This window comes from Blautia sp. OF09-25XD, from assembly GCF_003482095.1.
Classification (GTDB): Bacteria; Bacillota; Clostridia; order Lachnospirales; family Lachnospiraceae; genus Fusicatenibacter; species Fusicatenibacter saccharivorans.
On sequence record NZ_QUMG01000005.1, the window covers coordinates 142,709 to 156,236 of the forward strand.

Genomic DNA, 13,528 nt, shown 5'->3' on the forward strand with positions numbered 1-13,528 from the left:
CTTTAGAAGCGAGGGACTTGCTTGATTCGGTTAAATGACCGGATTTTCTTTTTATCTTACCGCAAAACACAGGATCTGTCCAGCCGATCTGAGAAAAATCCTGAAATCCAGCTTTATCACCGGATTTCAGTCTCATCTGCATAATTATCTAAAACAATCAGAACCCATGTTTTTCCAAGATTCAGTTTAATCTCCTCTCCATTGCTGTCCCGGTACTTTGTGACACCCCACGGATCATCCTTGCTCCATGTCACGTCGATGGCCTTTCCGCTTGTGATATACGTTCCCATTCCGCCGTTTACCACATCAATATCGAGATATTCCGCATTGTCATCATACTTTTTCCAGGAACAGTACTGCACGATAATGTTCTTCACCGCAAGCTGTTCCTGTGTCATCTCATCGATCTGCGGTTCCCCGAACTGATAACGCAAATACGTGCCGCTCGCCTCATCGTACGAAAACCATGGATTATTGTGGAAATATCCGCCCGGTGCCACATAGGCGGCATTTCGTCCCTGTTCCAGCGTTTCCGGTTCTGTCTCGGATGCAAACTGGAAAAATCCGTCATAACCGTCTTTGTAAGATGTCCGGTAGCCGCAGAGATCGATTCCCGCTGCAATCCCGGCCGCATCCAAATACGCATTGTGCGGCGACGGACGATCCGACGTCCGGTAATACACCTGTTCCGAATACTCCATGCCATTCACATTGTCTATGTGATCCGATTCGAGCAGCGGAATCGCATACGCCGCCTGTCCATAGTGGTAATACAGAGCGTCAAATCCCGCTGCCAGATACACATAATATTCGCGGCAACTCCGCACCGATCCGATCTTTTCGAGATCATCATAGTTTTCAAACAGCCCCATCAGGCGCGTAATGCCGCCTTCGACCGGCGCTTCATAGATCACTCCCGCACGGCTGATACCGCTCTGCGGGCAGGCGCTGATGATATTGCTCAGCATAACCGCCACCGGGCGCCTTCTTCCCTGTACTTCGGCGACAGGTTCTCCTGTCAGATAACTTTTCACCATACCTTCCGGCAGCGCATCCTCCGCGGGTGTCGGCTCAATCGCTTCCGGAACCAGCGGTTCCGGTGCCGGATCTTCGGTCGGGGCCGGTGGTTCCGTAGCTTTCGTTTCTGTCTTGCTTTCCCCTGCTGTCTCTTCTGAGACATAAGAAGTTCCTGCCGATGCAGTTTCCGGTGCCGTTTCCCCAATTTTCCGGCATCCGAACAGCATCATGCTTCCCAGCAGAGCAATCCCCAATGTGTAAAACCCTCTCTTTTTGATAAAGACCCCTCCTTTTCTTCTTTCAATCAGTCTCTTGTGATACCGAGACGCTGCAGCACCTCTTCCTGCTTTGCCTCCATCACGGCTGCTTCCTCCGGTGTCATATGATCATAACCCAGAAGATGCAGCATACTGTGTGCAACAAGAAAAGCAAATTCGCGTCTTAAAGAATGACCGTATTCCTCCGCCTGCGCTCTTGCGCGCGCAACAGAAATCACAATATCACCCAGCATCAGCTCACCGCTGTCCGGGTTAAAACAGTCATCTCCCTCTTCCGTCTCCAGAAAATCGAACGAAGCCGGAGAAGGATAATCTACCATCGGGAAAGAAAGCACGTCTGTCTCCCGGTCAATGTTTCTGTGTTCCCGGTTCATGGTGCGGATATTTTCCGGATCAGTCAGAATCAGTTCTACTTCTGCCTCATACGGGCACGCTTCCTGATCCAGCACACCATTGATTACCGCTGCTGCAACCTCTTCCGGATCAAATCCAAGGTCAAAATCCTGTTCATTTTCAAACGTCAGTGTCATTTATTTTCCCTCCGTTTTCTCGTCGTACTTTTTGCTCTGCCGCTGTGATTTTCCGGCTTTGCTTTCTTTTCATATTCATCGTAAGCCTGTACAATCTTCTGCACCAGCGGATGACGGACAACGTCCTTGCTCGTCAGCTCGCAGAAGGAAATTCCGTCTACTTTTTTCAGTACCTGCATTGCCACATCAAGGCCGGAGCGTGTACCGGAAGGAAGGTCCTTCTGAGAGGCATCTCCGGTTACAATGACTTTGGAACCGAAACCGATACGGGTCAGGAACATCTTCATCTGCGCCGGTGTCGTATTCTGTGCCTCATCAAGGATAATAAACGCATTGTCGAGCGTACGGCCTCGCATGTACGCGAGCGGCGCAACCTCAATCAGGCCTTTTTCCATGTTTTTCTGGAAGCTCTCTGCTCCCATGATCTGATACAGCGCGTCGTAGAGCGGCCGCAGATACGGGTCAATTTTACTCTGCAGGTCGCCAGGCAGGAAACCGAGTTTTTCACCCGCCTCAATCGCCGGACGCGTCAGGATAATACGGCCTACCTCATCGTTTCGGAATGCCGTGATCGCCATCGCCATCGCAAGGTACGTTTTTCCGGTTCCGGCAGGGCCGACGCCGAAGACGATCATCTTTTCCCGGATCGCATCCACGTACGCTTTCTGACCGAGTGTTTTCGGTTTGACCGGACGGCCTGCGACCGTGTGGCAGATGCAGTCACTGTCGATTTCAGCAAGGCTGCTTCCGCTGTCCTCCATAACAAGTGAGATTGCATAATTGACGTTCTGTGTGTTGATATCATTTCCGCGGCGTGAGAGCTCCAGAAGCTGTGTCAGACATTCCTTTGCGCGCGCTGCATTCGATGCCGGGCCCACAATTTTTAAAACGCCGTCCCGGGAGATCAGCGTAACCGCCAGGGATCTCTCCAGGATTTTGATGTGTTCATCAAACTGGCCGAATACTTTCTTTTCATGTTCGATGGGCAGTTCCATCTGCAGTTCTATCATGTTGTTATTGCTGTTCATCTACCATTGTTTCCTTTCCATCCGACATCTTCTGCATTTCGCAGGGCTGTGCTTCTACGGCCCGTTCTATCACGCGAAGTGTCCCTTTTGTGATACATGACGTATCGTTAAGTTCTATTGTAACATGATTCTCCGATATTTGAAGTCCTTTTTCTGATAAATTTCTGTGGAATTTCTGATAATTCTGCGAGGCTTTTTCTTTTGCCTCGTGTTCTGAGTAGGTTTCTTTCTGAACTTCAAAAGGAAATTTCTGACGGTAGCCGAAATAAAACGGAAGGGCAAAGTTTTCTGTCAGATAAAGCTGCTGAAGGGACACTTCCTCGTCTGCTCCATTTTCCCTTTTCTCTGTTTTCTGATCCGCCGTTCCGGTCATGCTCCGCAAACTCTCCACAAAATTCTCCGGCAGCAGATTTCCAAGGAAAAATCGGTAAGCAGAAATCTGGAATACCGGCGTTTTTTTCTCTGCTTTCTGATATGTCCGTACCGTATGGGAAAGCGGAAAGGTATCATAATAGTACCACGTCGTCTCAAGGTCAATATCCGCGTCTGCGTGAACATAAGAATAATCATACGTTTCCCCACTGTCATTCACAAGCGGAATCTCGCCCTTTACAAGAATGTCTCCCGCTTGACATGTATCACCGGGGAGCACCTGCGGAATGCCGTTCCGTGTGATAATACGCACGACCGTCCCTTCTTTTTTCGCCACAAGATTCTGCGGATCATCTGCTTTTTCTTCGATCACATAGCCGTCTACGTTTTCTTTTACCGCAAGGACAAGCTGCGTCCCTTCTATTTTTGCGGACACCCAGGTCAGATTCGGAAACTGCTCCCGCAAATACGATGCGGTCTGGCTGCAGTCCACACGTTTTTTCCAGCTTCCATGATGAATCCCGGCCGCGTCAAGGCTGTTTAAGATCGTCTGCGTACTGTTCGCGTAATTTCCTTCCACATGAATATTCCAGATGAACTGCGACAGCGTGTAAAGTCCCGCCAGGCAGAGAAAAATACCAATAAAAAATGCCTTTCTTTTTAAACTTCGCCGGTAAAAGAAAGGCAGTCCCTGTTTTTTCTGTATTCGGATGCGCACACCGCTCTTGCGGCGGATCGGCAGGAGGCGGAAAAAATCTTCCGGCAGAAGGCTCATCTCAAAGCAGCCTGATGTTCTGTCACGTCCCACAGTGTGATGTTATGGTGCCCGCACAGATTGAAAAAACGCTCCGGTTCACGGCCCGTCACACGAATCCGCACACTGCCTTTCCAGAAAACCTTTCCCCTCTGCAAACGCACACCCCCTTTTCAGCATTGGAATGATTGGAATCATTACACTTATTGAAACGTCGCCTGATCGATTCTCCCTTCCACCCGCATCTCCTCCCCGGAATACGAAACAATCCGGATTCCCTCTCCCACAAGGAGCAGCCTGCCATATTGTGTAAGCACACAGAGGCGGCACGCATTATATTCCAGAATCCTGCGGAAATTTTCAATCTGCACTTCTCTCCCGCCGTAAAACGTCACAACCGGCTCGCCAAAAGCAAGATCTGACGGAACCTGCATCGCCGAAAGCAGCTCCCCGCCCGGCGGATGGAGTGATTTTTTCTGCTTTTTCTTTTTTCGCATCCAAAACCTCCTCCGCTTTGCGGGTCTGCTTTTTGTTCTATCGCTATTTTATGCAGAAAAAAGCACAAAAATACCCCACAGCCGCTGGGGTTTCCTGCCCGATCAGGCTGCGGGGTTTCATTTCTCTTTTTAAAAACATTTTTTGCAGGGTTCATACCCCTGGGCTTCTGCATTTTCTCTCGTCATCTGAGCTTCCGTTACCTGTGGTTCTTCAGCAGTCACTGCCGGCTGCGTTTCTTCCGCTGCCTGCGTTTCAACGGTTTCTTCCGCCGCAGCTTCTATGGTTGGCTCAGGGGTCGGCGTTTCGGTTGGAGCAGCCGTTGGAGTTGGTGTCTCAGTCGCTGTCGGTGTTGGTGTTTCGGTCGGCGTCGCTTTTTTCGCCGGCTCTGCCGTAGCGCTGACGGAAACAGACTCCGCAGATGCTTCATTCCCCCTCCTGTGTATTTTCTGAATTTCTTACAGCGAAATCCTCTATTATAAATACGTTTGAAAGAATGGAAAATTACATCACAGATTACGATTCTTTATAGAAAATCATGCTGAACCATATGACCATATGCTCGCCGAGGTAATAATCCATCATGTTTTTTTCAATCAGGTTTGCAACAACGATGCCGTGGCTCTCGATGCATGGATGCATCAGTTCAAGATGGCGGCAGCCGCCTCTCGGGTAGGTACATTTATCACAGAGCTGGCAGGAATCGGAGGAAAGGGCGAAGGTGAGCAGGGTTTTGTCTTTTAAATGCTGCTCGATTTCGCGTGTGATTTTTTCGTGCTCCGATTTTGTTTTTAATGTCTCATCCATATCCATGATGTTGTCCACTTCTGCGATGCTGGAGAAGAACAGAACGTGATCGTAGTTCATGCAACGCTCCTTACAGACTTCAACAGTGCCGACCGCCGGCGGGCAGGACCAGGAGGCTCCGTAGCGGGAGCACTCCTTTTTGCAGATCTGGCGGACCCGGTCATTGAATTCGATGTCCTCCGGTTTTACAAATGCATACTGATAGATAGGAAACTGGGTAATATATTCTTCGATTTCTGTCTGTGTCATTTTGTCATCCCTTCTCTTTTGTTACAGATCTTTTTCAAAAAAAGCAAATACCATATTCCAGTACGTCTGGAGCATGCGCCCTCTGGTTCCAAACAATTCATGCTTTGCGCCCGGTACTTTTACCATTTTTGCCATGCCGGGACGGCGTTCTGCCATTTTCCGGATCATCCGCTCCTGGGCACGGTTGGACACAAGATGATCGTTCTCCGCCTGAAATAAAAGGACAGGAGCCTCGATCCGTTTCCATCCGCTCCGCATCAGATCGCGGTACAGATGTGCGGCGGCATGGAGCCATCCGTAAGAAGCGGCATTTAGGTGATACAGCGGCTCTTTTTCCCGCTTCTGCTGGTAATAGAGAAAGCGCGGACGGGAGAGGGACGAACTTTGTTTAAAGCTTTCGATTCCCTGGTATGGTTTCTGTCCTACCACATACTGTGTGCCTCGTTCTGTGGCACAGGCAAAAGCTGCGATCCGTTTTGCATCGGCGAACGGCACTTTTCCGGTCAGCGGACGGATCATCGGCGAACTCAAGACCACTTTCCGGAACAGATGCGGCGCTTTGGCGGCCGCTGCTGCTGCGATTCCGCCGCCCATCGAGTGAGAATAGAGAACGAGCGGAAGACCGCATGCCTCTGCTTTTGCTTTTCGTGCAACAAAGAGCAGATCTTCTACATAACGATGGTAGGAATCGACATAAACAAGCGACGGATCATCCACCAGACGGTAGCTCTTTCCGTGGCCGCAGTGTTCCGGCAGATAAACATGAAAATGCTCTTTGATAAAATAATACACGATCTCTTTATATTTCTCTGCATTTTCCGTAAAACCGTGTGAGATTACAACAACACCTCTCGGGCGGAATGCGCGGTAACGAAGAACATGAATCGGATGACCGCTCTCCCTTTCCCAGTAAAATTCTTCTGCATGAGCGGCGAGGTACGGCTCCACACCATTCTGCATCCGCTCCGCGTAATTTTTTTCCTGTAATACGCGTGTTCTCATTAGCAAATCACCTGCTTTCATCCAGATACGAAAGGATATCCTGAAGATTGTCGATGGTACAGTCCGGTGTAACTTCAATTTTGTTCGGAAGATGATCCGGGTTGTACCAGCAGGTCAGGATTCCTGCATTTTTTCCGCCGCGGATATCACTTGTGAGGGAGTCGCCGACGATCACAACCTCATCCGGTGCATAACTTCCGATTTCGTTCCATACCGCATCAAAAAAAGCCTTCTGCGGCTTGTCCACACCGACCTGTTCCGAGATAAAAACGCCGTCCAGAAGCTGATCAAGCCCGGAAAAGCGGAGTTTACGCTCCTGTGCAACAGTGGTTCCATTTGTTACTGCATACTGTTTTACGGTAGCTTTCAGCCGTTTTACCAGTTCATCTCCGTGATCGCAGAAGAAAGCCTTATCGCCGAGGCGGATCTGATATTCATCATTGAATACCTTTACCTGATCCGTCGGCAGTCCTTCCGATTCAAAAAATTCATGGAATCGTCCAAGCATCACCTGTTCTCTCGTAAGCTCTCCCGTCTCCAGCCGCTCCCAGTAACCGCGGTTGATCACGCTGTAGCGCTGCAGCATTTCGTCCGTGCAGGTTCCCATATGAAACTTGTTGAAACAGTACTCAATTGCATATCGTTCCGACATCTTAAAATTCAGAAGTGTTCCGTCGATGTCCCACAAAATTACTTTTATCAAAGAGAAATCCTCCCTTGGTTTCATTTGTATTTTCCAATTATCTGTTTTTCATTCTAGCATAGATTACAAATACGATCAATTGTATTTTAGGCATTGTATCTTTTGAGAAAAAGTGCTACGATAAAAAAGAATTTCCGTGAAAAAGAAAAGGAAGAAGGAAGAAACACTATGAAATTTACTTATCCAGCCGTTTTTCATAAAACCGAACAGGGAACCTACGAAGGTTATTTTCCAGATCTCGCCTGCTGCTATGCAAAAGGGGATACCCTCGACGAGGCGCTGGAAGATGCCATTCACTCCGCCTATGACTGGATCTCTCTGGAACTGACGGAAGAAGAACCTGATTTTCCGCCGGTATCGGATGTGGCAGATCTCGGGAAAAGCGAAGGTGAAATTGCAAGAAATATTGCCGTCAACATCCGGCTTTTTGAGGGATGGGACGAATAAGTTCAAAAAAGAGAAAGAAAACCGTATTGCTGCGATATTCAAAACGCGGCGATACGGTTTTCTTTTTATCTCTTCCAGGTTTTCAGCATCTCTTTTTCTTCTTTGCTGATCCGCAGCGACTCTCTGATTTTCTGAATTGTTTTGTTATGTGTCCAGTCATCGAGACTGTTTTCTTTCAGCAGTTTCTGTGTTTTTTCCGGAAAATGAATATAACAGATCGATACTGCCCAGGCGACGGCCATTTTTACGTAATAGCCATCGTGATGAATCTTTTTCATCTCCTCCAGCACAGCATCGATATACGCTTCGTTGATAAAAAAGTCCAGCAGACACACAACACCAAACCGGATTTCATATTCCCGGCTGCTTTTCAGCCATTTCTGCAGATATCCATACCAATACTCCTGGTCTTTCTTCATAAAATGGCACGTTGCACAGGAGCTGTCACAGATTCCCCAGCTGTTGATCATCGGCACGAAGCGGTCCAGTTCTGCCGTCTGTTCTTCACGGGTCAGCTTTCCGTAGCCGATCATCATTCCGCGGATCAGAAGCTCCTCGTAGACTTCCGGATTAAACTGTTCGGTATAAACTTCATAATGGTCTCTTGCTGTCGCTTTTGCAATCCGTCGCGAAACCGGAATGCGGACACCAAGAATCCGACAGTTCTGTCCCGGAACAAGAGAGCTGTGAAATTCCCGGTATTTTGCATCTATATTGCTTTCCAGTTCTGCCCGAATGGCCTGCATTACTTCCTGTTCCATATGATTTCCCCTCTCTTTTCTTTCTCTTTAAGATGTTTTACACGCTTTTTACAAATGTTTAACCCTGTTATTTCTGCACTTCTGATAAGATAAAATTAAAGTAAACGATAACATCCACCCTGCCAAATGCCAGATCTTTTCCGGCTGAAAGGTGAGTCTTATGAGAAAGAAATATACATTTTTTCAAAATATCCCATTCCTGTGCAAATTTCAGAAGCAGCCAGCCCTTGCAGAAGAAGCGCCAGTTGTTTCCACAACGCTGTCTATTCCGTTTTCCGGACCCGCAGAAAGATCCTTATATTTTACCGAAAACCCGGATTTTACCGCTCCCTCTGCCGGTATCCATTCCCGTCGTTTTCCGGGAAGCCGGATCTTTCTATATTCCAGCGATCCCGAGCACGATCTTGCGGCAGTTCCATCCTCTCTTTTCGATGTGCTGCACCGCTATTTTGCCGTCCATTCACCGGATGATGTCGTTTTATGGAAAGATGGCATTCTCTCCTTCCAGACCATGGAAAATCAGCCGCAACCGTTGACTGCTCTTTGTACACCGGATGATGCACGGGATTCCAAAATCATTCCGTTCCCCACACTGTCAGAACGGCAGCGCATTTTACAGTAACTGCTATTTAGCCAAACCAGCAGGAGCATGATGGAAAATACCCCTTTCCGTCATGCTCCCTATTTTACTTAATTCCGAGAATTCCACTAATCCGCTCTTTCGAAAGCCCCGCGCCGATTACAATCAGCACTTCCTGGCTCTCCGGCACTGCCTGGAATGTCATCTGTTCCCGCGTCGCATTGATTTCGCTCCACACAGTTTCGCCCGTCTTTACAATTCCTTTGATCCGGAATACATTGCCGCATGATGAATCCGCAAAGATTGCTTCTGCTGCCTTTTTCAGCGCTTCTTCCGTAATCTTCGGCTCCAGAAAGCAGAGCGAATCAAATGTCTGCTGCTCGCCGAAATCCAGCTTCCGGTAATCCTCCGAACGGTAATTGCATTCGGAGAGCATTTTGAAATCATCCTCTGTCAGATCATCCCAGTTTTTCTGTAAAATTTCTGCATCAGAAAACTGTCTTCTGCAGCCTGCCTGCTCGAGCGTGCGGTTCAGATGGGCAATCGTTTCTTCTTTCTTTTCCTCCGAAACATTCTGTACTTTGCTCAGCACGATTTTACCAGCGTTCGCCGCCTCGGAAGCCAGCAGATACTCTTCTTCCTCCGACAGCTTCTCATCGAGCCCGGCATCCAGAATCGTGATGACGCTTCCCGCCTCATACCAGCGGTTCAGCGGCTCGTCATACAGCGTGTCAAAGAACTCATCCACATCGTAAATCCCCGACGGTTCCACGAGAATGCGGTCGTAGCCGCTCATGCCCATCGAGATCAGTTTCGTGCGGAATCGTCTGCGGTGTGTCTCTTTGTCGCATCCGCCGGAAATCATCTCCAGCTCGCACTGATCGCCGCGCAGTTCCTGCAGAAGCAGCATATCCACATTGACTGCCCCAAAATCATTCTCCAGGATGCCGATGTTCTTTCCCTGTGCCATCAGATACTTTGCGTACTGTTTCAAAAAAGTCGTCTTCCCTGAGCCAAGGAAGCCTGTAATCAGATCAATTTTAATCATTTCTGCTGTCCTTTCTGCTGTCTTTTTCCGTCTGCAGCCTGCGGAGCTTCGAACACTCTATTTTCGTCTGCGCTCTTTGCCGGTAAATATATCGATGTCTATGCGCCATACGGCAACGCGCTCCACCATCTCCGGCAGAAAAGCGATCTTCGCCTCCGGTGCGATATGCGCCATGATTTTTTCCAGGCCTTTCTTCTTTACCTCCGGATCTGTCACCTCCGTGATGGTTCCGTTTCCCATGATACTGCGGTACGCATAGGAATACGCACACGTATAGTCACCTGTAATCACTTCATGGTTGTAATCCATCTCCACCGCCACGCGCGGATCCGCTGCAAATGCAGCCGCCTTCCGCCCTTCTTTTGCCCCATGCAGGTACAGACAGACGTGAAGAGTTCCATCTTCTTCCCGGACATCATATCCATAATTCATCGGCACGATAAACATGCCTTCCTCATCCATCGCCCCGATCCGCACAACCTCGCAGCTTTCCAGAATTTCTCTTAAAATTTCAGGATCTGTAATCTCCCGCTTTTTTAAACGCATTTCACGCATCGCAATCACACCTCTCTTATTCGCAGCTATTTATGATATGGCTCCCCGCAGTTAATGCGGTAGCTCCGGTAAATCTGTTCCAGCAGAATAACCCGCATCAACTGATGCGGAAATGTCATTTTCGAAAAACTGAGCGCATAGTTCGAACGCTTCAGAACTTCCTCGCCAAGCCCTAAGGAACCACCGATCACAAAAATAATATGGCTCGTTCCCTGCACGCCGAGCGTATCTATTTTCTGGGCCAGCTCCTCGGATGTGAGCTGTTTTCCCTTAATTTCCAATGTAATCAGATAAGCGTCATCCCGGATATATTTGAGAAGGCGCTCTGCTTCTTTGTTTTTGATATTTGTCTCTACGGTTTCACTCGCGTTGTCCGGTGTCTTTTCATCCGCCACCTCGATAATTTCCAGCTTTGCATAGCGGCTGAGGCGCTTCGAATACTCGGCAATCGCATCCCGCAGATATTTTTCTTTGATTTTTCCTACTGTCAATACTGTAATTTTCATTCTGTAATCTTAAAACCCTTTCGGATATCTGTCAAAAACACCAAAAGCCATATAGATCACTTCTTGTCCGCGTCTATATGGCTTTTAGTTTAGAAAAGCAATGCCTTATGCATTTTTGCTTTTGATATACTCATCAATTCCTTTAGCTCCGGCTTTTCCGGCACCCATAGCAAGGATAACGGTTGCTGCACCTGTTACAGCGTCACCGCCGGCGTAAACGCCCTCTTTGCTGGTCTTTCCGGTTTCTTCCTCAGCTACGATACATTTTCTTCTGTTGACATCCAGACCGTAGGTGGTGGAAGAAATCAGCGGGTTCGGGGAAGTACCAAGAGACATGATAACTTCGTCTACTTCAATTTCGAACTCAGATCCTGGAATCTCAACCGGTCTTCTTCTTCCGGAAGCGTCCGGCTCGCCAAGTTCCATACGGATGCAGCGGATACCGGTTACCCAGTCTTTGTCGTCGGTCAGAATTTCTACCGGGTTGGTCAGAAGGTCGAAGATGATACCTTCCTCTTTTGCATGATGAACTTCCTCTGCACGGGCCGGAAGCTCTGCCTCAGAACGACGGTAAATAACGTGTACCTCTGCGCCGAGACGAAGTGCGGTTCTTGCAGCGTCCATAGCTACGTTGCCGCCGCCGACTACAGCAACTTTCTTGCCGTGTGCGATCGGGGTATCGTAATCATCGCGGAATGCTTTCATCAGGTTGTTTCTGGTCAGGAACTCGTTTGCGGAGAATACGCCGTTTGCGTTCTCACCCGGGATTCCCATGAACATCGGAAGGCCTGCACCGGAACCGATGAAGACTGCTTCAAATCCTTCGTCTTTTAACAGCTCGTCGATGGTAACGGATTTTCCGATGATAACGTTGGTCTCAATTTTAACACCGAGAGATTTTACGTTCTCGATTTCAGCGGCAACTACTTTGTCTTTCGGAAGACGGAACTCCGGAATACCGTAACTTAATACACCGCCGGCTTTGTGAAGTGCCTCGAAGATGGTTACATCGTAGCCAAGTTTTGCAAGGTCTCCTGCGCAGGTAAGACCTGCAGGGCCGGAACCGATAACCGCGATCTTGTGGCCGTTTTTCTCTGCTGCCGGAACCGGTTTGATACCGTTTTCTTTTGCCCAGTCAGCAACGAAACGCTCCAGTTTGCCGATGGAAACAGCGTCGCCTTTGATTCCGCGGACACATTTGCCCTCGCACTGGCTCTCCTGCGGACATACACGGCCGCAGACTGCCGGGAGTGCACTGGACTCACCGATAATTTTGTATGCTTCCTCGAAGTTTCCCTCTTTTACCTGTGCAATGAATGCCGGAATGTTGATATTAACCGGGCATCCTGTGATACATTTTGCATTTTTACAGCCCAGGCAGCGCTGTGCTTCTTCTACTGCTTCGTCTTTGTTGTATCCAAGACATACCTCGTCAAAATTTGTGGCACGTACCTTCGGCTCCTGCTCACGTACCGGTACTCTGTTTAATCCCTTTGCCATTATTTGTCACCTCCGCACTGGCCGCATCCACCGTGATGGGTTGCGCCTTCCTGGTATCTTAAGAGAGCTCTTCCCTCTTCTGTCTTATACATCTGCTGACGTTTCATAGCCAGGTCGAAGTCTACCAGATGACCGTCAAACTCCGGTCCGTCTACGCAGGCAAATTTTACTTCATTGCCTACCATTAGACGACAGGCACCGCACATACCGGTTCCGTCTACCATGATCGGGTTCATGCTTACAACGGTCGGGATGTTCAGTTCTTTTGTCAGAAGACATACGAATTTCATCATGATCATCGGTCCGATGGCAACACAGACATCATACTGTTTGCCCTGGTTCTGTACAAGGTCGCGGAGTACATCGGTACCCATACCTTTTCTTACGTAAGAACCATCGTCTGTGGTTATGTACAGATTGCTGACAGCAGACATTTCTTTCTCGAGAATAACGAGATCTTTTGTCTTTGCTCCGACAATGGCGTCAGCAGTGATTCCATGCTCATGCAGCCATTTTAACTGCGGGTAAACCGGTGCAGTTCCAACACCGCCGGCTACGAATACGATCCGTTTTTTCTTCAGTTCTTCGATATCTTCGCTGCAGAACTCGGACGGCTGCCCCAGAGGTCCTACGAAATCCATGAAAGCATCTCCCGCTTTGAGATCTTTCATTTTTTTGGTAGATTCTCCGATCGGCATGAATACGATGGTGATAGTTCCTGCTTCTCTATCGTAATCACAAATGGTCAGAGGAATTCTTTCTCCTTCTTCATCTGCCTTGACAATAACAAACTGTCCAGGGAGGCAGTGCTGTGCTACTCGCGGTGCTTCTACTACCATACGGTAGATATTATTCGCGAGCATTTCCGCTTCTTGAATCTTGTACATAATATCCTC

17 protein-coding genes are annotated in these 13,528 nt (G+C 48.6%); 2 read left to right on the plus strand and 15 right to left on the minus strand.

Annotated elements, in window-relative coordinates:
• Positions 1–116 precede the first annotated feature (116 nt).
• The 9 genes from DXA93_RS06210 to DXA93_RS06250 form a co-directional block, all read right to left on the minus strand.
• Entirely contained in the window at positions 117–1,271 is a 1,155-nt protein-coding gene (locus DXA93_RS06210; RefSeq protein ID WP_055267863.1) for a DUF3048 domain-containing protein, read from the minus strand.
• 50 nt (positions 1,272–1,321) lie between these two features.
• On the minus strand, positions 1,322–1,825 hold the full coding sequence (gene ybeY, locus DXA93_RS06215) for an rRNA maturation RNase YbeY (RefSeq protein WP_055228185.1): 504 nt from the start codon (positions 1,823–1,825) through the stop codon (positions 1,322–1,324).
• Positions 1,822–2,853, minus strand: coding sequence for a PhoH family protein (locus DXA93_RS06220; RefSeq protein ID WP_055267861.1), 1,032 nt, complete (start codon positions 2,851–2,853; stop codon positions 1,822–1,824). Before DXA93_RS06220 ends, ybeY begins: the two co-directional genes overlap by 4 nt.
• Entirely contained in the window at positions 2,840–4,000 is a 1,161-nt protein-coding gene (locus DXA93_RS06225) for a sporulation protein YqfD (RefSeq protein ID WP_119188718.1), read from the minus strand. The genes DXA93_RS06220 and DXA93_RS06225 overlap by 14 nt, the downstream gene beginning before the upstream one ends.
• On the minus strand, positions 3,997–4,137 hold the full coding sequence (locus DXA93_RS20850; RefSeq protein WP_158580094.1) for a sporulation protein YqfD: 141 nt from the start codon (positions 4,135–4,137) through the stop codon (positions 3,997–3,999). The genes DXA93_RS06225 and DXA93_RS20850 overlap by 4 nt, the downstream gene beginning before the upstream one ends.
• A gap of 45 nt (positions 4,138–4,182) precedes the next feature.
• A complete protein-coding gene (locus tag DXA93_RS06235) occupies positions 4,183–4,476 on the minus strand; it encodes a YabP/YqfC family sporulation protein (RefSeq protein WP_055267857.1) in 294 nt (97 codons plus the stop codon).
• Positions 4,477–4,990: 514 nt separating this feature from the next.
• On the minus strand, positions 4,991–5,530 hold the full coding sequence (locus tag DXA93_RS06240) for a DUF2284 domain-containing protein (RefSeq protein ID WP_055217961.1): 540 nt from the start codon (positions 5,528–5,530) through the stop codon (positions 4,991–4,993).
• A 21-nt stretch (positions 5,531–5,551) separates the two neighbouring features.
• The gene (locus tag DXA93_RS06245) at positions 5,552–6,532 is read right to left on the minus strand and encodes an alpha/beta fold hydrolase (protein ID WP_118594418.1); all 981 of its coding nucleotides are present in this window, start codon (positions 6,530–6,532) and stop codon (positions 5,552–5,554) included.
• 7 nt (positions 6,533–6,539) lie between these two features.
• The gene (locus tag DXA93_RS06250) at positions 6,540–7,235 is read right to left on the minus strand and encodes a YjjG family noncanonical pyrimidine nucleotidase (protein WP_158564995.1); all 696 of its coding nucleotides are present in this window, start codon (positions 7,233–7,235) and stop codon (positions 6,540–6,542) included.
• 168 nt (positions 7,236–7,403) lie between these two features.
• Between DXA93_RS06250 and DXA93_RS06255 the strand changes: the two genes are divergently transcribed.
• Complete coding sequence (locus tag DXA93_RS06255) at positions 7,404–7,682, plus strand: type II toxin-antitoxin system HicB family antitoxin (protein ID WP_055228190.1); 279 nt, start codon at positions 7,404–7,406, stop codon at positions 7,680–7,682.
• Between the two features lie 65 nt (positions 7,683–7,747).
• On the opposite strand, the gene DXA93_RS06260 is transcribed toward DXA93_RS06255, so the two are convergent.
• A complete protein-coding gene (locus DXA93_RS06260) occupies positions 7,748–8,443 on the minus strand; it encodes a DNA alkylation repair protein (RefSeq protein WP_022462562.1) in 696 nt (231 codons plus the stop codon).
• Positions 8,444–8,603: 160 nt separating this feature from the next.
• Here DXA93_RS06260 and DXA93_RS06265 point away from each other — a divergent pair, with 160 nt between their 5' ends.
• A complete protein-coding gene (locus DXA93_RS06265; RefSeq protein ID WP_117812766.1) occupies positions 8,604–9,065 on the plus strand; it encodes a hypothetical protein in 462 nt (153 codons plus the stop codon).
• 64 nt (positions 9,066–9,129) lie between these two features.
• Here the strand turns inward: DXA93_RS06265 and DXA93_RS06270 are convergent, their stop codons facing one another.
• From DXA93_RS06270 to DXA93_RS06290, 5 genes are all read right to left on the minus strand, one after another.
• Positions 9,130–10,071, minus strand: a complete 942-nt coding sequence (locus tag DXA93_RS06270; RefSeq protein ID WP_117812765.1) for a GTP-binding protein — start codon at positions 10,069–10,071, stop codon at positions 9,130–9,132.
• Positions 10,072–10,128: 57 nt separating this feature from the next.
• Positions 10,129–10,626 carry a pyridoxamine 5'-phosphate oxidase family protein gene (locus DXA93_RS06275; RefSeq protein WP_117812764.1) on the minus strand — a complete coding sequence of 166 codons (498 nt, stop codon included), beginning with the start codon at positions 10,624–10,626 and terminating at the stop codon, positions 10,129–10,131.
• 26 nt (positions 10,627–10,652) lie between these two features.
• Entirely contained in the window at positions 10,653–11,132 is a 480-nt protein-coding gene (gene rlmH / locus DXA93_RS06280) for a 23S rRNA (pseudouridine(1915)-N(3))-methyltransferase RlmH (protein ID WP_117508974.1), read from the minus strand.
• Positions 11,133–11,237: 105 nt separating this feature from the next.
• A complete protein-coding gene (gene gltA / locus DXA93_RS06285; protein ID WP_022462566.1) occupies positions 11,238–12,632 on the minus strand; it encodes an NADPH-dependent glutamate synthase in 1,395 nt (464 codons plus the stop codon).
• Positions 12,632–13,519, minus strand: coding sequence for a sulfide/dihydroorotate dehydrogenase-like FAD/NAD-binding protein (locus DXA93_RS06290; RefSeq protein WP_055217977.1), 888 nt, complete (start codon positions 13,517–13,519; stop codon positions 12,632–12,634). The genes gltA and DXA93_RS06290 overlap by 1 nt, the downstream gene beginning before the upstream one ends.
• Between the last annotated feature and the right edge of the window lie 9 nt (positions 13,520–13,528).